At 68.1% G+C, this 16265-nt stretch carries 20 protein-coding genes; 15 read left to right on the forward strand and 5 right to left on the reverse strand.

Annotated features, from left to right (window positions below):
- Nucleotides 1-348: 348 nt before the first annotated feature.
- Entirely contained in the window at nucleotides 349-1341 is a 993-nt protein-coding gene (locus AB0N22_RS00005; RefSeq protein ID WP_364634292.1) for a DUF4349 domain-containing protein, read from the reverse strand.
- Nucleotides 1338-1910, reverse strand: coding sequence for an RNA polymerase sigma factor (locus AB0N22_RS00010; protein ID WP_364634295.1), 573 nt, complete (start codon nucleotides 1908-1910; stop codon nucleotides 1338-1340). The genes AB0N22_RS00005 and AB0N22_RS00010 overlap by 4 nt, the downstream gene beginning before the upstream one ends.
- Nucleotides 1911-2058: 148 nt before the next feature.
- On the opposite strand from AB0N22_RS00010, the gene AB0N22_RS00015 reads away from it, so the two are divergent.
- The 15 genes from AB0N22_RS00015 (at nucleotide 2059) to AB0N22_RS00085 (ending at nucleotide 13841) form a co-directional block, all read left to right on the forward strand.
- Nucleotides 2059-2592 carry a hypothetical protein gene (locus AB0N22_RS00015; RefSeq protein WP_364634298.1) on the forward strand — a complete coding sequence of 178 codons (534 nt, stop codon included), beginning with the start codon at nucleotides 2059-2061 and terminating at the stop codon, nucleotides 2590-2592.
- 78 nt (nucleotides 2593-2670) lie between these two features.
- Nucleotides 2671-2847: a Flp family type IVb pilin gene (locus AB0N22_RS00020; protein ID WP_364634301.1), complete on the forward strand. Its 177-nt coding sequence runs from the start codon at nucleotides 2671-2673 to the stop codon at nucleotides 2845-2847.
- 155 nt (nucleotides 2848-3002) lie between these two features.
- Nucleotides 3003-3185 carry a Flp family type IVb pilin gene (locus AB0N22_RS00025; RefSeq protein WP_364634304.1) on the forward strand — a complete coding sequence of 61 codons (183 nt, stop codon included), beginning with the start codon at nucleotides 3003-3005 and terminating at the stop codon, nucleotides 3183-3185.
- Between the two features lie 150 nt (nucleotides 3186-3335).
- The gene (locus tag AB0N22_RS00030; RefSeq protein ID WP_364634307.1) at nucleotides 3336-3707 is read left to right on the forward strand and encodes a TadE/TadG family type IV pilus assembly protein; all 372 of its coding nucleotides are present in this window, start codon (nucleotides 3336-3338) and stop codon (nucleotides 3705-3707) included.
- A complete protein-coding gene (locus AB0N22_RS00035; protein ID WP_364634310.1) occupies nucleotides 3707-5032 on the forward strand; it encodes a TadE/TadG family type IV pilus assembly protein in 1326 nt (441 codons plus the stop codon). Before AB0N22_RS00030 ends, AB0N22_RS00035 begins: the two co-directional genes overlap by 1 nt.
- 40 nt (nucleotides 5033-5072) lie before the next feature.
- A complete protein-coding gene (cpaB, locus tag AB0N22_RS00040) occupies nucleotides 5073-5771 on the forward strand; it encodes a Flp pilus assembly protein CpaB (protein WP_364634313.1) in 699 nt (232 codons plus the stop codon).
- A complete protein-coding gene (locus AB0N22_RS00045; protein ID WP_364634315.1) occupies nucleotides 5768-6967 on the forward strand; it encodes an AAA family ATPase in 1200 nt (399 codons plus the stop codon). The genes cpaB and AB0N22_RS00045 overlap by 4 nt, the downstream gene beginning before the upstream one ends.
- A 22-nt stretch (nucleotides 6968-6989) precedes the next feature.
- Nucleotides 6990-8402 carry a CpaF family protein gene (locus tag AB0N22_RS00050; RefSeq protein WP_364634317.1) on the forward strand — a complete coding sequence of 471 codons (1413 nt, stop codon included), beginning with the start codon at nucleotides 6990-6992 and terminating at the stop codon, nucleotides 8400-8402.
- Nucleotides 8402-9340 carry a type II secretion system F family protein gene (locus AB0N22_RS00055; RefSeq protein WP_364634319.1) on the forward strand — a complete coding sequence of 313 codons (939 nt, stop codon included), beginning with the start codon at nucleotides 8402-8404 and terminating at the stop codon, nucleotides 9338-9340. The genes AB0N22_RS00050 and AB0N22_RS00055 overlap by 1 nt, the downstream gene beginning before the upstream one ends.
- Before the next feature lie 8 nt (nucleotides 9341-9348).
- The gene (locus AB0N22_RS00060; protein WP_364634322.1) at nucleotides 9349-10218 is read left to right on the forward strand and encodes a type II secretion system F family protein; all 870 of its coding nucleotides are present in this window, start codon (nucleotides 9349-9351) and stop codon (nucleotides 10216-10218) included.
- A gap of 183 nt (nucleotides 10219-10401) precedes the next feature.
- Nucleotides 10402-11622, forward strand: a complete 1221-nt coding sequence (locus AB0N22_RS00065) for an alkane 1-monooxygenase (protein ID WP_364634324.1) — start codon at nucleotides 10402-10404, stop codon at nucleotides 11620-11622.
- Nucleotides 11619-11909, forward strand: coding sequence for a rubredoxin (locus AB0N22_RS00070; protein ID WP_364634326.1), 291 nt, complete (start codon nucleotides 11619-11621; stop codon nucleotides 11907-11909). The genes AB0N22_RS00065 and AB0N22_RS00070 overlap by 4 nt, the downstream gene beginning before the upstream one ends.
- Complete coding sequence (locus tag AB0N22_RS00075; protein WP_364634329.1) at nucleotides 11906-12073, forward strand: rubredoxin; 168 nt, start codon at nucleotides 11906-11908, stop codon at nucleotides 12071-12073. Before AB0N22_RS00070 ends, AB0N22_RS00075 begins: the two co-directional genes overlap by 4 nt.
- Nucleotides 12073-13251, forward strand: a complete 1179-nt coding sequence (locus AB0N22_RS00080) for an FAD-dependent oxidoreductase (RefSeq protein WP_364634331.1) — start codon at nucleotides 12073-12075, stop codon at nucleotides 13249-13251. Before AB0N22_RS00075 ends, AB0N22_RS00080 begins: the two co-directional genes overlap by 1 nt.
- Nucleotides 13248-13841, forward strand: a complete 594-nt coding sequence (locus tag AB0N22_RS00085; protein WP_364634333.1) for a TetR family transcriptional regulator — start codon at nucleotides 13248-13250, stop codon at nucleotides 13839-13841. The genes AB0N22_RS00080 and AB0N22_RS00085 overlap by 4 nt, the downstream gene beginning before the upstream one ends.
- Here the strand turns inward: AB0N22_RS00085 and AB0N22_RS00090 are convergent, their stop codons facing one another.
- Genes AB0N22_RS00090 through AB0N22_RS00100 form a run of 3 tightly spaced genes read right to left on the reverse strand, consistent with a single transcriptional unit; the run spans nucleotide 13842 to nucleotide 16254 of the window.
- Nucleotides 13842-14282 carry a DUF2149 domain-containing protein gene (locus tag AB0N22_RS00090; protein ID WP_364634336.1) on the reverse strand — a complete coding sequence of 147 codons (441 nt, stop codon included), beginning with the start codon at nucleotides 14280-14282 and terminating at the stop codon, nucleotides 13842-13844.
- Entirely contained in the window at nucleotides 14279-15031 is a 753-nt protein-coding gene (locus tag AB0N22_RS00095; RefSeq protein WP_364634338.1) for a MotA/TolQ/ExbB proton channel family protein, read from the reverse strand. Before AB0N22_RS00095 ends, AB0N22_RS00090 begins: the two co-directional genes overlap by 4 nt.
- Nucleotides 15028-16254, reverse strand: coding sequence for a PKD domain-containing protein (locus AB0N22_RS00100; protein ID WP_364634341.1), 1227 nt, complete (start codon nucleotides 16252-16254; stop codon nucleotides 15028-15030). The genes AB0N22_RS00095 and AB0N22_RS00100 overlap by 4 nt, the downstream gene beginning before the upstream one ends.
- Nucleotides 16255-16265: the final 11 nt, after the last annotated feature.

Below are 16265 nucleotides of genomic sequence, written 5' to 3' on the forward strand. Positions count from 1 at the left end.
ACCGCTCGGCCGAGGCCCTCAAGGCATCGGGTTCCAGACCCGCCCACCCGTCGACCTGCATACGGTCCAACGTAGCCTCAATCTGCTCGACAGCACCCACCAACGGGTGCCGGAGCGAAGAAACCGGGGCAACGGACACGACAGACCTCAGCAACGAAACGGCGGTCGCACGCTTGGCCACTCTCGAAGTGCGGCACACCCAAGCTCGATGCACCACGGGCCGGTCTCAGTTCGGATCCAGTCAGGTCAAGGGATTGCTGCGAAGACTTCACCCTTGATGCCTCCACCATATCCGAAAACTCACCCATTGTCGAACACCTGTTCGAATACTGAGACGTCCCCGAACAGTCAGTTCCACCCGCGGCGACGGCGCAGCAGTCGGAACACGCCGTACAGACCGAGAATGATCGCCGCCCAGGGCAGGAGCGCGCCGGCGACCTCGACGACGTTGTTGACCGTCGAGACCAAGGCGTTCCACCCGTCGGTCAGGCCGCCCTTGAATCCTCCCGGTTCCACGGAGTCGGGGCGTGACGTCTGGGACAGGTCGATCGACAGGGTGGAGAGCGAGACCTGGTCGGCGATCTGCTTGCGCTGCGCCTCGAGGCTCTCGAGCTGCTCCTGTCGCTTCGTCAGGGCGTTCTCGGCCTTGATCAGCTGGGAGCTGGTGTCGGCGTCGGCCATGATCTTCTCGAGCCGGCCGATCGAGAGTCGCAGCGCGTCGATGCGGGCGTCGAGGTCCTTGGCCTGGGCTGTGACGTCGTCGTTCTGCAGCGAGACGTTGTCGACCGTGCCGTAGGTCTTGAGCCGTTCGATCGTGGCGGTGACCTTCGTGCTCGGCACCCGGACCGTCACGTACGCCGACGCGTCGTCGCCGTTGCCGTTCTCGGTGCGGGAGTCGACCCGACCGCCGATCGACTCGGCGTACGCGCTGATCTTCTGGGCGACGACGCGGGGGTCCTTGACCGACACCGTGATCTCGCCGGTCGTGATGACCTCGCGGTCGGCGTCCGGGGCCTCGCTCTTACTCAGCGAGGCGTCGCCGCCACCCTCCACGGAGTTCCTGCTCGAGGCGTTCTCGTCGCCACTCTCGCTCGGTTTCTCGACCTGGTCGGAGGTCACCTTTTCGGGTGAGCTCCCGGCACTGTCGCTGCCGCTGGTCCCCACACCGTCCAGGGCGCTCAGGCCGACCGAGCCCAGCCCGACCACGAGCACGCTCGCCGCAGCCAGTCCGGCGGTCCGACGGACCCGGCGGCCACGCCGGGCGATGTCGCGATCGACGGTGTTCATGACGCTCGAGCGCATCGAGGCGATGCGGTCGTCGTCCAGGGTGGGGGTGTTCATGATGTCTCCCTCATCGAACGGAGGTCGGCTCGGAGCCGGGTGCGGAGGCGCGAGATGCGGTTGCGGACGACGGCATGGCTGACGCCGAGCTCGTGGGCCGCGGACTCGTACGTGTGGTCGCCGGCGACGCACAGCTCATAGAGGCGCCGGTCAGTGGCGGACAACGCGGCGACCGCCTTGTCGATCTCGCCTCGCACCTGCCCGGCGACGACCTCGTCCTCGGTCGACGTGTCGCCGGCCAGGTCGGGGTCCAGCTCGACGTCGCGATCCCGCTTCTGGATCCGGCGCCGGGCGTTCAGGGCCGTGAACCGTGCCGTCACCAGCAGCCACGGCAGCACCGACTCGTCGACGACGGAGATCTGCCGGATCTTGGCCCAGGTCGTGATGAACACGTCCTGCGTGATGTCCTCTGCCTCGCGGTCGTCGCGGACCACGGAGTAGGCCTGCCAGTAGACCGGGCGCACGTGCCGGTCGTAGAGCTGCCCGAACGCGGACCGGTCGCCGGCGGCCGCTCGCGCCAGCAGCTCACGGTCCCCGATGCCCTGCGCGGTGGTCGTCGGTGATGTCACCCGGCGCTCCGATCTCTGCGGTGTGCGGACGTCCTTGCTGAGAGATGTCCGGACGAGCCACACCGTCTCACGTACGGCCGGACTTTTTCGGAAGTCGCCGCACTCGGGGGAGGCCTCGTACGATGGAGGACGTCAAGGGAGGCCATCGATGATCAAGCGAACGCTCGCGGCCCTGGTCGTTGCCGCGGCCGCCGTGCTCGCGGTGACCCTGCTGACGGCGACCCCCGACGACGAGCCTGCGCCTGACGTCACAGGCCCTGCGTCGCTCCAGACAGCGACGCTGGACCAGGTCACCCGGCTCGCCGCCCCGCCGCCGGCGAAGTTCACCCGCACGATCTTCGCCCGCTCGAGCCTCAGCCGTTCCGAGCTGATGCTCGACTTCTGCAAGGGCCCCATCGCGGTCTTCGTCGGCAAGCACCGACCCGTGCTCGTCGCGGAGCACGACTACTGCGGCGGGACGGCGTGGATGCCCAAGGTCGGCAAGGGCGAGGCCGTCAGGCTCTCCGGAGAAGGCGTCGAGGACGGCACCTATGTCGCCACGACGATCAAGCAGGTGCCCCGGCGCCTGACCAAGGTGCGCGACCTTCCGGACACCGACATCGTCCTGCAGACCTGCATCAGCCCGAACACCATGGTGCTGGTCGGGATGGACCGCTACGAGCCGGTCACCGTCACCAGCTGATCGATTGATTATCGCGTTCTGCTGACTCGCACCCCTGTCTCCACCTACCGTCATGGCAGGGAGAACGAGGGAGTGGACATGAAGATTCGCATGCGCAGACGCACGGACGAACGTGGCGTGACGGCAGTCGAGTACGCGCTGGTGATCGGCCTGGTGAGCCTGGTGGTGATCGGCGCCGCCGTCAGCTTGGGGAGCGGTTTCACGACGTGGGCGGCCACGTTGGTCGACCTGGTCAGCGACCTCCTCGGCGTCTAGTTGCGCCCGGAAACCGGCGTACCGGTGATTTTCGCAATAGTTCTTTCGGGTCAAAAAGATGGCCCGGATTTTCGCCCCCGAACCGCGTGAATTCGATCTAAGTTCTGACCAGGGAGCGTCACCAACCGGTGGCGGTAAATTTGAGGGAGTAACTCATGTTCAATCACGCAATCGCCTATGTCCTGTCCGTCATCAGCACGGACAAGCGCGAGGAGAAGGGCGCGACTGCAGTCGAGTACGCGCTCGTGATCGGTCTGGTCTCGATCGTCGTCGTGGGTGCCGTGGCGCTGTTCGGCCCGGCGATCACCAGCTTCGTCAACGGTGTGGACTTCACCTGATCCACTGCTGAACGCCGACGGCACTCTCGGGAGCCGGCGGCAACCTGGACGGGGTGGGACCGCGCTACGTGGGCCCACCCCGCTCCAGTCCCGGGGTCTATGGGAGTGGGCCCCTTCGCAGCAGCACTGCATGGACATGGGTGGGAGCACATGGACGCATCACGGGAACGTGGTGCCGCAGCTGTCGAGTTCGCTCTGATCGTTCCTCTTCTGGTCGCCGTCATCTTCGGCATCGTCGAGGGCGGTACGCGCTACTCGCAGCAGAACGAGGTCAATCACTGGGCATACCTCGTCGCGCGGGACCTGTCGATCGATCCGACGAAGTCGGCCAACAGCATCGTCACGACCCTCAAGGGCAGTGACACGAGCTCGTACACCGTCGCGGTGTCGCCCTCGTCGCCGTGCACGAGCAGCAGCGGCAACCAGGTGACCGTCACGATCAGCTCGCCGCGCACGTCGCCGAGCGGGATCTTCGGCAGCTACACGATCAAGGGCAAGGGCGTGGCCCGATGCGAGAACTGATGCGACGCCTCAACCGGCCGCGCGACGAGCGCGGCGTGGCCGCGACCTTCTTCGGCCTCGCGATCGTGGTGCTGATCGCCGGACTCGGCCTCAGCGTCGACGTCGGCAACGTCGCCTACCAGCGCAACAACGCCCAGCACGCCGCCGACTCGGCGGCGCGGCAGCTGGCCAAGTCCTGCGCCAAGAGCCCGTCGGGAACCGAGTGCGCCGCCCTGCAGCCGAGCGCCTCGACGATCGCCGCCCAGTCGTTCGACGGGGGCCAGGTGACCGCCAGCTGGATCTCCGCCACAGGCCGGGTGACCGTGACGGTCGAGAAGGACATCGACACGCCGTTGCTGGGCGTCATCGGCGTGGAGTCCAAGCGGGTCAAGGCCACGGCAGTCGCGTCGTCGCAGTCCGGGCACCCCGTCAAGGGCCTCGTCGCCCTGCCGTTGGGGGTGTCCTACTGCACCTGGAAGAACAACGCGCAGTTCGCCGGCACCCCGAGCGAGGCGGCTCACAAGACCTCGATTCGTACGGACACGCTGCAGAGCCTGCGCACCATGCTCTCGCCGATCGACACGTCCGCGTTGCGGAACCTCCTCGACATCGAAGGCTTCCAGGACTACCTGGACACCAAGGCGGTCGACAAGTGCACCGAGGAGGACGGGACGCAGATCGCCACGTTCAAGGGCGCCGTGTGGCTGACCGGTGAGACCGTCGTCAGCAACATCATCAAGGGTCTCTTCGGCTGGGACGCCTCCAAGTGCGAGCTCAACGTGGACAGCGAGCTCAGCACGTTCCTGGGCGGCCTGCAGGGTGCCGCCTTGCTGCCGCAAGGCTGCGCCCAGCACTTCGGCAACGGCAAGCGGATCGACAAGGGCAAGACGATCCTCATCCCGATCTTCAAGCCGTACTCGACGCTCCAGGACGAGTACGGGCTCAAGCTCGCGACGGCCTGCGCCAGCCTGCTCGGCCCGTCCAAGGCCTGCGTGGAGGTGCCGCCCAAGCTCGGCGTCGAGATCGTGGGCTTCGCGCCATTCGTCGTCACCGGCTGGAAGTACCCCGGCAACCCGGCGAACGTCGACGGCAGCGTGTCGTGCGCCGACATCCCACTGAAGTACAACCTCAAGTCCGCCCTGCTCAACACGCTGAGCCTGGTCGAGCTGGTCCTCAACCTCGGCCTGAACCTCGTCAACGGGGTGCTGTCCCAAGACCTGACGGCCTCGATCACGTGCAACGGGCTGCAGGGCTACTTCACCAAGAGCTTCACCAAGGACCCGAACTTCGAGTACGAGCAGGGCGAGGACGAGTTCGGCGCCCACTACGTCTCGCTCGTCGAGTAGCTGTCATCCATCAACCATCGATTCAAGGGAAACGATCGATATGAACAAGAGAGTCATCGCCGCAGTCGCTGCGGGCGTGCTCGCCCTGCTGGGCGTGCTCGTGCTGTTCGTCTGGGCACAAGGTGCCAACGACCGGGCGTACGAGGGAGCCAAGCTCGTGTCCGTCGTGAGGGTCACGGAGGACGTCAGCCAGGGCACCAGCGCGGCGGAGCTCGCCGACAGCACGGAGGTCGTCGAGCTGCCCGCCGAGTCGGTCCCCGACGGGGCAGTGACCAAGCTGGACCAGGTCTCGGGCCTGGCGACGAACGCGAGCCTTCAGGACGGAGAGGTCCTGCTCAAGTCGCGCATGGTCGCCCCGGGTGAGCGCAAGGGCAAGACCGACGTGCCCAAGGGGTTCCAGGAGATCTCGATCGCCCTGGACTCCGAGCACTCGGTGGCCGGGGCGGTCAAGCCCGGTGACCGGGTGGGCGTCATCGTGACGTTCGAGCCCAAGGACAGCAGCGCACCCCAGTTCACCAACTTCACCCTCAACCAGGTCCTGGTGACCAAGGCCGACACCGCGGTCGTCGGGGAGAAGGGTGAGATCACCGGAACGATGCTCACGCTGGCGGTCAAGACGCTGGACGCCGAGAAGATCGTGCATTCGCAGAAGTGGGGCACGGTCTGGGTGACCCTGCAGAACTCGGACACCGACACGTCGGGATCCAAGATCATCACGGCCGAGGATGTCGTCAAGTGACCCGGGCACTGATCCTGGCTGGAACCGGGGAGTTCATCGCCCGGGTCAACGTCCTGCCCGGCACACAGGTCGTGTCGCTGACCCGCGACACCATCGAGAGCGAGCGGTTCGACCTGATCCGGAGCCTCGATCCGCAGTCGCTGCCCGACATCATCTTCGTCGGTGCCGCGCTGCCCATCGAGAAGGCGCTGGGGATCGGCCGGATGATCGACGAGACCTATCCGCTCATCGATCTCGTGCTGGTGGACGACGTGCCGGTGGAGATCGTGGTCGAGGCCATGCGGTCCGGCTTCCGTGACGTGCTGCCGGAGGACATGGTCGACGAGCGGCTTCGCGACGTGCTCCGGCGGGCCGAGCTGCACCGGCAGAACGCCGAGATCCCCGCCGCGGGCGCGAGCCCCGCGCCCCACGTCCAGGCGCCCGAGGAGAGCCGCACCATCACGGTGATCTCGCCGAAGGGCGGCGTCGGCAAGACGAGCATCGCGACCAACATGGCGATCGGGCTGGCCGAGGACTATCCGTCCGAGGTCGTGCTGGTCGACCTCGACCTGCAGTTCGGTGACGTCGCGTCGACCCTCGACCTGTCGCCGGTGCACACGATCGAGGAGGCGCTCTCGCCGGCCGCCGCGGCCGACAACCTCATCGTCAAGACGATGCTGACGGTGCACCCGGCCGGGTTCCACGTGCTCTGCGGCGCCGAGTCGCCGGCGGCCAACGACGAGGTCAGCGGTCCGCAGATCGTCCGCCTGATCCACCAGCTGTCGACGCAGTTCCGCTACGTCATCGTCGACACGGCCGGTGGCCTGCCCGAGCCGACCCTCGCGGCGCTCGAGGTCACGGATGACGTCGTGCTGGTCTCGACGATGGACGTCGCGTGTGTGCGTGGCGTCCGCAAGGCCGTCGAGATGCTCGCCCAGATCGGATTGCTGCCGGCCTCCCGGGTGCTGACACTCAATCTGGCGAGCAACCAGTCCGGCCTCAAGGTCAAGGACATCGAGACCGCGGTCGGACTGCCGGTCGACATCGTGATCGCCCGCTCCAACGACGTACAGCTGGCGGCCAACCACGGTGCGCCGCTGATGCTGAACAAGAAGAAGGGTGGCGCGTTCGTGAAGTCGATCCGCGCCCTCATCAACCATCTCGAGAACACCGACGCCTCGACCAAGCGCACGCACAAGCGTCTGGACGTGGCATGAGCACCGTCGAAGGGAGTTCCTCATGAGCCTCAGCGACCGCCTGGCGACGGCCCGCGACCGATCGCTCCTGCAGGCCCACGCCGACCTGCAGAGCAGCGATCCCGAGGCCCTGCCGCGCTTCGAGCAGACGCAGGACCAGGTGCCGAAGCTGGTCGTGACGGATGCTCTGGCAGCGGTCAAGGCCCGCGCCGTGGAGGAGCTGTTCAAGCGCCTCGGCAGCCGGATCAACGATCCCTCGCTGACGGAGGCACAGCTCCACGAGTTCGTGCGGGAGGAGCTCTCGGCCATCATCGAGGACGAGCAGCTGCTGCTGACGGTCGACGAGCGGGCACGGTTCATCCAGGACATCGAGGACGACGCCCTCGGGCTGGGACCGCTGCAGCGGGTGCTCGAGGACCCGAGCGTCACCGAGATCATGGTCAACGGGCACGACACGATCTACGTCGAGCGGAACGGCAAGATCACCCGCAGCCCGCTGCGCTTCGCGTCCGAGCAGCACCTCCGTCGAGCCATCGAGCGGATCGTCGGGCGGGTGGGCCGGCGCATCGACGAGTCGTCCCCGATGGTCGATGCCCGCCTGCAGGACGGGTCCCGTGTGAACGCCGTCGTCCCGCCCCTCGCGGTCCGCGGGTCGTCGCTCACCATCCGCAAGTTCTCCGACACCCCGTTCACGGTGGAGAACCTCATCGAGTTCGGCTCGATGACCCCGCAGATCGCCGCCCTGCTGAGAGCCGCGGTCGAGTCACGCCTCAACATCCTCGTCAGCGGCGGCACGGGCACCGGCAAGACGACCCTGCTCAACGTGCTGTCGAGCTTCATCCCTGACGGCGAGCGCATCGTGACCATCGAGGACGCGATGGAGCTCAAGCTGCAGCAGGACCACGTCGTCCAGCTCGAGGCACGGCCACCCAACATCGAGGGATCCGGCGAGATCACGATCCGTGACCTCGTGCGCAACTCGCTTCGCATGCGTCCCGATCGCATCGTGGTCGGCGAGTGCCGCAGCGGTGAGGCGCTCGACATGTTGCAGGCCATGAACACCGGTCACGACGGGTCGCTCAGCACGCTGCACGCGAACGCACCCCGCGACTGCATCGCTCGCCTCGAGACCCTCGTCCTGATGGCCGGGATGGACCTGCCGCTGCGGGCGATCCGGGAGCAGGTCGCCTCGGCAGTCGACCTGATCGTGCAGATCCAGCGGCTCCGCGACGGCACCCGGCGCATCACGCACGTCACCGAGGTGCTCGGTATGGAGGGTGACGTCGTCGTGCTCCAGGACGCCTTCTTGTTCGACTTCTCCGCCGGCACCGATGCCCAGGGCACGTTTCTCGGCGTGCAGAAGCCGACCGGCGTACGGCCGCGCTTCACGGACCGGTTCGAGGAGTACGGCGTCGACTTCGACATCTCGAACTTCAACCTGACGAGGACGGTCTGATGAGCATGATGATCGTGGGTGCCGTGCTGCTGGCCGCAGCGGTCGGCCTGTTCGCGCAGGCCCTGTTCGCCGACCCCGTGCCGCGGGTCTCCAAGAGTCGGCGGCTGGGCACGACCGTGCCGACCGAGCCGCTGTGGCGGGTGATCTACCGCTCCGTCGTCACGGGGGTCGACCGCGTGCTCAGGAGTCGGGGCTGGGTGCCCTTCCGGGCGGCCGAGCTCGAGATGGCCGACGTGAAGAAGCCGTTGGGAGTCGTGGTCACCTGGGTCGTCGCGGGCACGGCTGCCGCGTTCCTCGTCGGGTTCGTGCTCGGTCGCAGTGTCGTGACCGGCGGGCTGCTGGCGATCGTGGTCCCGATCGCCGCGAAGATCGTGCTTAAGGTGCGCGCGGGACGGCGTCGCAAGGAGTTCGCCAAGCAGCTCGACAACACGCTGCGCATCATCGCCTCCGCCCTGCGCGCGGGGCAGAGCCTGCCGGTCGCGCTCAACTCGGTGGCCGCCGACGCCGCTCCGCCGATGTCGGAGGAGATCACGCGCATCATCAACGAGAACCGGCTCGGCCGCGACCTCGTGGTGGCGATGCTCGATGCGGCGGAGCGCAACGGCAGCGAGGACTTCCGCTGGTTCGCCGAGGCCGTGGAGGTGCAGCGGGACTCCGGCGGCAACCTCAACGACATCATCGACACCGTGGCCGAGACGATCCGCGGCCGCGCCGAGATCCGCGAGAAGATCCGCGCGTACGCGGCCGAGGGCAAGGCCTCGTGCTACGTCCTCATGGCGCTCCCGATCGCGCTCGGCCTGACGTACTCGCTCATGAATCCGGGCTACATGGACCCGCTCGTCAAGACGACGGTCGGCGTCCTGCTGCTCATCCTGTCCGGCATCCTCTACACGGTCTCGTGGTTCTGGATGCGCGCCATCATCGCGATCAAGGTCTGAGGGACGCCATGTTGATCATCGGAGCCATGTTCCTGCTCGCAGCGCTGGGCGCCCTGTCGGTGTCGCTGGGCCTCGTGGCCCTGCCGGACCGTGCGGTCCGCGAGCGGCTGGTCGAGACCCATGCCGCTGCGGAGCCGGCGGGCAAGCGGATCAAGCAGATCGACAAGCCCGAGGACGCCGCCAAGTACGTCACGACGACCGGGATGCTGAGCCGGATCGAGCGCAACCTGCTCCTGGCCGGGCACCCCGCGGGCTGGTCGATGCGCAACATCATCCTGGCCAAGATCCTGATCCCGGTGCCCATGCTGATGCTGGTGACGAAAGTCTTCTTCCTCGACGCCTCGCCGGTCAAGGTCATCATCGGCGTGATCGCCATCGGCGTCTCGTACTTCGTGCCGGACCTGCTGCTCCACAGCCGGGCGCAGGAGCGGCAGGAGGAGATGCAGAGGTCCCTGCCCGACCTGTTGGACAAGATCGTCATCACGATCGAGGCCGGTCTCGGCTTCGAGTCCGCCCTGGCCAAGTCGGCCGAGTCGACGACCGGGCCGCTGGCCGACGAGATCACCCGCACGGTGCAGGACATCCGGCTCGGCATGTCGCGTCGAGCGGCGTACGAGTCGCTGCAGGCCCGGACGACGTCGGAGGACATCCACTCGTTCATCCGGGGCATCATCCAGGCCGAGGTGCACGGCTCGTCGATCTCGGGCATGGTGCGCATCCAGTCGCAGGAGATGCGGATGAAGCGCAAGCTGCGTGCCGAGGCGAAGGCCGGGCAGGTCTCGGTCAAGCTGCTGGGACCGCTGATGGCCTGCATCTTCCCGGTGCTGTTCATCGTGGTGCTGGCGCCGGGGATCATGAACGCCTTCGACACCTTCTAGACCTCCGCCTCGCGGCGGCGGCGCGGACGTGGCGGGTCGTTTCCCCCCGACCGCGAACCGCGGACGGCCGTCCTGGGCTCAGGCCCGGGGCGGCCGTCGTGCGGTGACCCCTTGCCGCCGTGCTTTACATTTGCTACCTTCTTGTAAAGCGCCTCTCCCAGGGCGTACAAGGAGGAATGCAGCATGACGATCCAGGCAACTGTCGATGGCCAAGTCGTGGAGTGGCGCGACAAGAAGCGCTACCTGTGGATCATGGGGGCGATCATCCCGCTGATCCCGCTGATGATGTGGGGGCTGCACGCGTTGACGGGTGGCGCCACGGTCGTGTGGTTCTTCGGCCCGTTCTTCGTGTTCGTGCTGATCCCGCTGTTCGACCTGCTCGCCGGTCTCGACCCCAACAACCCACCGGACGAGCTGATCGAGGCCCTCGAGGAGGACCGCTTCTACCGCTGGGTGACCTACGCGTTCATCCCCGTGCAGATCGCGGGCCTGATCTGGGGCGCCTACCTCCTCGGCGGCAACACGCTGCCCGGCATCGACGACCCGCTGACGGTGGTGCAGAAGATCGGGCTGGCCCTGGGTCTCGGCATGGTCGCCGGCATCGGCATCAACACCGCGCACGAGCTCGGCCACAAGAAGGAGGAGCACGAGCGCTGGTTCGCCAGGGTCGCCCTGGCCCAGACGTTCTACGGCCACTTCTTCATCGAGCACAACCGCGGCCACCACGTGCGCGTCGCGACACCGGAGGACCCCGCGAGCGGTCGTCTCGGCGAGACGGTGTGGGAGTTCATGCCCCGCACGATCATCGGCAGCCTGAAGAGTGCGTGGAGCCTGGAGAAGAAGCGCTTCGTACGTCAGAAGAAGTCGCACTGGTCGATCAAGAACGACCTGTTCAACGCCTGGGCGTTCTCGCTCGTGCTGTGGGGCGGGCTGATGATCGCGTTCGGCTGGCAGATCCTGCCGTACCTGCTGATCCAGGCCGCTGCCGGCATCTGGCTGCTGGAGTCGGTCAACTACCTGGAGCACTACGGCATGAAGCGCGCCAAGCTCGACTCCGGCCGCTACGAGCGGGTCAACCCGAGCCACAGCTGGAACTCCAACAACATCGGCACGAACGTGCTGCTCTACCACCTGCAGCGGCACAGCGACCACCACGCCAACCCGACCCGCCGCTACCAGGCCCTCCGCGACTTCAAGGAGGCCCCGGTGCTGCCGACGGGCTACGCGGGCATGATCGTCCTGACCTGGATCCCGCAGGTGTGGCGCAAGGTCATGGACGAGCGGGTGCTCAGTCACTACGACGGCGACATCGGTCGCGCCAACCTGCACCCGCGCACCGCCGACGCGTACGTTCGCAAGTACGGTGCCGGGACGAGCCAGGACGAGGAGGTCGCTGCCGCATGAGCAAGTTCATCTGTCCCAACTGCGAGTACGTCTACGACGAGGAGCAGGGCAACCCGCGCGAGGGCTGGCCGGCCGGCACGCCGTTCGCCGAGATCGACGCCGACTGGACCTGCCCGGACTGCGGCGTGCGCGAGCAGGTCGACTTCCTGCCGATCGAGGAGTTCGAGCGCAACGACCAGGACGGCAACATCATCGCCGCCGAGACCAGGGCGCAGGTGCAGCAGCGGTCGGCGGAACGACAGGACGCGGCCGACCAGGACGTGGCAACCGAAGGAGAGCAGCAGTGAAGCGGTGGGAGTGCCAGCAGTGCGGATTCGTCTACGACGAGGCAGAGGGGTGGCCCGAGGAGGACATCCCGCCGGGCACCAAGTGGGAGGACATCCCGGACGACTGGACCTGCCCCGACTGCGGTGCGGCCAAGGCTGACTTCACGATGCTCGAGCTGGCCTGATGACCCACCGGACGGTGATCGTCGGCGCCGGCATCGCCGGTGTCAGCGCGGCCGCGGCCATGCGGCGCAGCGGCTACGAGGGCGAGATCGACCTGCTGGGCGAGGAGCCCGAGCTGCCCTATCGCCGCCCGCCGGTGTCCAAGGAGATCGTGCGCGGCGAGAAGACGCCCGACGAGATCCGCATCAAGAAGGCCGAGTGGTACGACCAGCAGTCCGTCAACCTCCGCACCGGCGTCACGGTCGCGGCGATCGATCCCGAGGCGCACGTGGTGCGCCTGGTCGACGGCGAGGAGGTGGGCTACGACCAGCTGTTGCTGGCGACGGGCGGACGGGCTCGTTCGCCGTGGTCGGCCTCCGGCATCCGTACGCTCCGGAGCCTCGCCGACGCACCTCAGCTGCAGGGTGAGCTGACCCCGGGCAGCCGCCTGGTCGTGGTCGGCGCGGGCCTGATCGGTTCCGAGATCGCCGCCAGCGCCCGCACGATGGGCTGCGACGTGACGCTGCTCGAGACCGCGGCGCTCCCGCTGCCGCGGTTGCTGCCCCCCGAGCTGGGCGAGCTCTACGTCGACCTCCACAAGAGCGAGGGCACCGAGCTGCACACCGGTGTCGAGGTGGAGGCGATCGAGGACGACGGTGACCAGACCGTCGTACGCTCCACGGACGGACGGACGTGGTCCGCGCCCGTCGTCGTGGTCGCGGTCGGCATGCAGCCCAACGTCGAGCTCGCGGAGGCCGCAGGGATCGAGGTGGCCGACGGCATCGTGGTCGACGAGCTCGGCCGCACGTCGGCGCCGGACGTGTTCGCCGCCGGCGACGTGGCCAACCAGCCCAACGGCGTGCTGGGCGGCCGCCACCGCGTCGAGCACTGGCAGGGCGCGCAGAACCATGGTTCGGCGGTCGGCAAGGCCATGGCCGGTGGGCAGGAGCCGTTCGTCGAGGTGCCGTGGAGCTGGTCGGACCAGTACGGCCACAACCTGCAGGTGTCCGGCTGGCCGGAGGCGGCGCACGAGCTCGTGGTGCACGGCTCGCTGGCCGACCGCGACTTCATCGCGTACCTGCTCGAGGACGGAGTCGTTCGCGGCGCCGTGGGCATCGGGCGGCCACGCGACATCCGTGCGGCGGCCGCGTGGATCGCCGCGGGGCAGCGGCTCGCCGACGTCTTGGACGGCGAGGCATGACCACTGCTGCAGCGGTCGCCCCGGTGCGTGAGCGGCTCCTCGACGCGGCGCAGGGCATGATCGAGGACACCGGCTGGTCCAGTGTCACGATGGCTCGCATCGGCGCCCGAGCAGGGGTCAGTCGGCAGACCGTCTACAACGAGTTCGGCACCAAGCACGGCCTCGCCGAGCAGCTCGCGATGCGCGAGCTGTCCCGCTTCCTCGACATCGTCCGCGAACGCATGGTGGGTGAGACCGAGCTGGTCGACGGCATCCGAGCGGCGTGCGAGGGTGCCCTGCTGATGGGGGAGCAGAGCCTGCTGGTGCGCACGATCGTGACCTCGCTGCCTGAGGAGCAGGACGCGGACTTCCTGCAGATCCTGACGACGGAGTCCGGCGAGATCGTCGAGGTCGCGGTGGCGGTCGTCAAGCAGTCCATCGTCGAGCTCTATCCACCGGTCCCCATGACGGATGCCGAGCTCGAGATCGCGGTCGAGGTCGTCGTACGCCTCGTCCTGTCGGCGATCACCCGACCGTCGAAGCCGCCGCGCGAGGCGGCCGCCGACATCGCCTGGATCACCGGCCTGGCGATCAAGGGCGCCGAGAGCTGACTACGGCGCAGGCGTCGACGGGCCCGGGAAGCTCGGGATGCCCGGGGTCGGGACGCTCGGCGTGGGCACGTCAGCGGACGGCTCCGACGGCGACGGGGTCGTCGGGGTCGTGGCGCCACCAGCAGCATCCTCGGTGACGTAGACGAGGCGGCCGTCGGCGAGCCGGTAGACCGTGCCGACCGGTGTGCCGCGGCCCACCGTCTTGGTGCCGTTGGCCGGAACGTCCTTGGCGTCCTTGCCGGGCTGCGTCGTCACCTCGCCGAGGGCTGGCTTGACGAGGCCCTTGTCGCTGACGGCGCCCTCGAGGCCCAGGGACGACAGGGCGGCCAGCAGGAACGCCACGGCCAGGACGATGCCGATGTCGAACATGTTGACGAGGCCGTCGAGCGGGTCGCCGGCGCGCTCCTGGGAGATGCGGGCCCGTGGGGTCACGTGGATCATGGCTTGGTCTCCGTCAGGGGCGGCAGGCCCGCCTGGGGGGTCGATGGTGCGGGATCGCGCAACGTCGGCGTGGCAGCTGCCGCCGGGGACGGGCGAGTGGGTGACGGGCTGATGGCCGAGGCACCTGTGCCATCGTCGGTGAGGATCGCGGCGATGTACTCGAGGTCGGAGAAGTCCTGGCCGTACAGCCGCTCACGCACGAGCGACAGGCCGAGGGCCAGCACACCGATCAGGATGCCCAGGACTGTGATCGAGAAGGCGAGCCGCAGGTTCTCGGTCAGGGCGTCGACATCACCGCGGGCGAGGCCGTCGAGCGCCGGGGCCAGGGGGATCAACGTGCCCATGAGGCCGAGGGCCGGGCCGACCCGCACCAGCAGGCGGGTGCGCGCGAGGCGGCCCTGCCGGGAGAAGTCGAAGTCGGCGAGCTCCTTGGCGATGCGGGTGTCGGCGCCCGGCTTGCCGACCTCCTTGACGATGACGCCGAACGCGGCACCGACGGCCGAGCTCCAGGCGACGGTGTGCAGCAGCGCCGACGCCTCGGTCGTACGACCGGCGTCGACGGCCTCACGGGCCGACGCCCCGGTGCGGGAGAGGGCGGCGAACGTCCGACGGCGGCGCTTGACCAGCTCGACGATGAACATCCCGGTCTCGACCAGCACGCCGGCCAGGGCGAGCAGGGCCAGGATCACGACCGGCAGCTCCAACGCCTCCGCGACGTTGAAGATGATGTCGTAGATGCCGTCGGTCATGTGCGTCTCCTCAGGTGGGCCAGCCTGGTGCTGGCCCATCGTGTCTCGATCTCTGCGCCGAGTCCCAGCAGCAGGAGGACGGCGAGTGCGCCGATCACCGCGCCACTGATCTTGCGGCTCGTGGACAGCTCGTCCGCCTGGGTGGGCTGGCTCGTGGCCTGCGTGCCGGGGATGCTCTCGCCCTCGCCCGACCCTGCGCCGGCGAGCACGAAGCCCTCGACCTCGGTGAGCCCGTCGTCGATCGGCCCGGTCGGCAGGTCACTGGTCGGCGGCGGGGTCGCGTCGGACGGCGGGCTGGGGGCGTCGTTCGGGATGTAGGGCGGGATGAAGCCACCGCCGCCGGTGCCCGGGCCGATGCCACCGCCGCCACCACCGGTGCCGTTGGTCGACGGCGGCTTCGGCGGCTTCCCGACCTTCACGCTCGTCGTGGCGGCAAGGCCGAGCGAGCCATCCTTGTCGTCGCGCACCACGAGATTGACGGGGTAGGTGTCCGATTTCGTGAAGGTGCGAGACGGCTTTGCCGTCTTGTAGACCTTGGTGCCCAACGTCCACCGGTAGCTGAGGGTGTCGCTCTCAGGGGCGACCTCAGCCGTGAAGAACACCGGCGTCGCCGTCGTGACCTTCTTCTTCGGCGTTGCTGTCGTCGTCACGTCCAGCAGCTCGCCGGTGGTGTGGATCGTGAGGACCAGCGGCGCTCCGGCCGGCAGCACGAACACGTCCCCAGCGTTGACATCGCCGTTGCCTGCAAGCGGGCGCACGTAGCCAACCCGGCCGCCTGTCACGTAGACAGCCGGGACGAGCCCGTCGCGGTAGTTCATGTCGGGATCGAGCACGGAAGGAACCTTGCTCCGGCCGCTGGTCTCGGAGAAGGTCCAGTCATCGGCATCGCCGCCGTTGTCACGGTCGAGGATCGCGTTCAGCGAGAGCGCCTCGGTGATGCCTTCCACAGGTGTGATCGGGCCGTTCCTCTTTGACCGCACCGTGTAGGCCAGGTCCTCCGCATCCTTCAGGTCGGCATTCTCCTGGATGTTGACGGTGTACTCGTACTCGGCCTTCTTGCCATCGACGACCGACACGACCTTGACGATGACGCACGGGACTCCGGCGACGCACTCGGCGGCCTCGGCGCTGGAGCTGACGACGAGGGGAGCGGCGATCATCGCGAGGGCAGCCGCCAGCGCCGCGCGGCGTCGCCGCCGCGGGGTGGACACCAAGGTGCTCACGGGTCTCCCTC

This window comes from Aeromicrobium sp. NPDC092404 (assembly GCF_040684095.1).
GTDB lineage: Bacteria > Actinomycetota > Actinomycetes > Propionibacteriales > Nocardioidaceae > Aeromicrobium.

What these genes read in the sequence shown, in the direction of transcription:
- AB0N22_RS00065 (WP_364634324.1), top strand. Translation starts at nt 10,402, where the DNA reads ATGACGATCCAGGCAACTGTCGATGGCCAAGTCGTGGAGTGGCGCGAC.
- AB0N22_RS00085 (WP_364634333.1), top strand. Translation starts at nt 13,248, where the DNA reads ATGACCACTGCTGCAGCGGTCGCCCCGGTGCGTGAGCGGCTCCTCGAC.
- cpaB (WP_364634313.1), top strand. Translation starts at nt 5,073, where the DNA reads ATGAACAAGAGAGTCATCGCCGCAGTCGCTGCGGGCGTGCTCGCCCTG.
- AB0N22_RS00030 (WP_364634307.1), top strand. Translation starts at nt 3,336, where the DNA reads ATGGACGCATCACGGGAACGTGGTGCCGCAGCTGTCGAGTTCGCTCTG.
- AB0N22_RS00080 (WP_364634331.1), top strand. Translation starts at nt 12,073, where the DNA reads ATGACCCACCGGACGGTGATCGTCGGCGCCGGCATCGCCGGTGTCAGC.
- AB0N22_RS00035 (WP_364634310.1), top strand. Translation starts at nt 3,707, where the DNA reads ATGCGACGCCTCAACCGGCCGCGCGACGAGCGCGGCGTGGCCGCGACC.
- AB0N22_RS00055 (WP_364634319.1), top strand. Translation starts at nt 8,402, where the DNA reads ATGAGCATGATGATCGTGGGTGCCGTGCTGCTGGCCGCAGCGGTCGGC.
- AB0N22_RS00050 (WP_364634317.1), top strand. Translation starts at nt 6,990, where the DNA reads ATGAGCCTCAGCGACCGCCTGGCGACGGCCCGCGACCGATCGCTCCTG.
- AB0N22_RS00025 (WP_364634304.1), top strand. Translation starts at nt 3,003, where the DNA reads ATGTTCAATCACGCAATCGCCTATGTCCTGTCCGTCATCAGCACGGAC.
- AB0N22_RS00020 (WP_364634301.1), top strand. Translation starts at nt 2,671, where the DNA reads ATGAAGATTCGCATGCGCAGACGCACGGACGAACGTGGCGTGACGGCA.
- AB0N22_RS00095 (WP_364634338.1), bottom strand. Translation starts at nt 15,031, where the DNA reads ATGACCGACGGCATCTACGACATCATCTTCAACGTCGCGGAGGCGTTG.
- AB0N22_RS00060 (WP_364634322.1), top strand. Translation starts at nt 9,349, where the DNA reads ATGTTGATCATCGGAGCCATGTTCCTGCTCGCAGCGCTGGGCGCCCTG.
- AB0N22_RS00015 (WP_364634298.1), top strand. Translation starts at nt 2,059, where the DNA reads ATGATCAAGCGAACGCTCGCGGCCCTGGTCGTTGCCGCGGCCGCCGTG.
- AB0N22_RS00090 (WP_364634336.1), bottom strand. Translation starts at nt 14,282, where the DNA reads ATGATCCACGTGACCCCACGGGCCCGCATCTCCCAGGAGCGCGCCGGC.
- AB0N22_RS00005 (WP_364634292.1), bottom strand. Translation starts at nt 1,341, where the DNA reads ATGAACACCCCCACCCTGGACGACGACCGCATCGCCTCGATGCGCTCG.
- AB0N22_RS00070 (WP_364634326.1), top strand. Translation starts at nt 11,619, where the DNA reads ATGAGCAAGTTCATCTGTCCCAACTGCGAGTACGTCTACGACGAGGAG.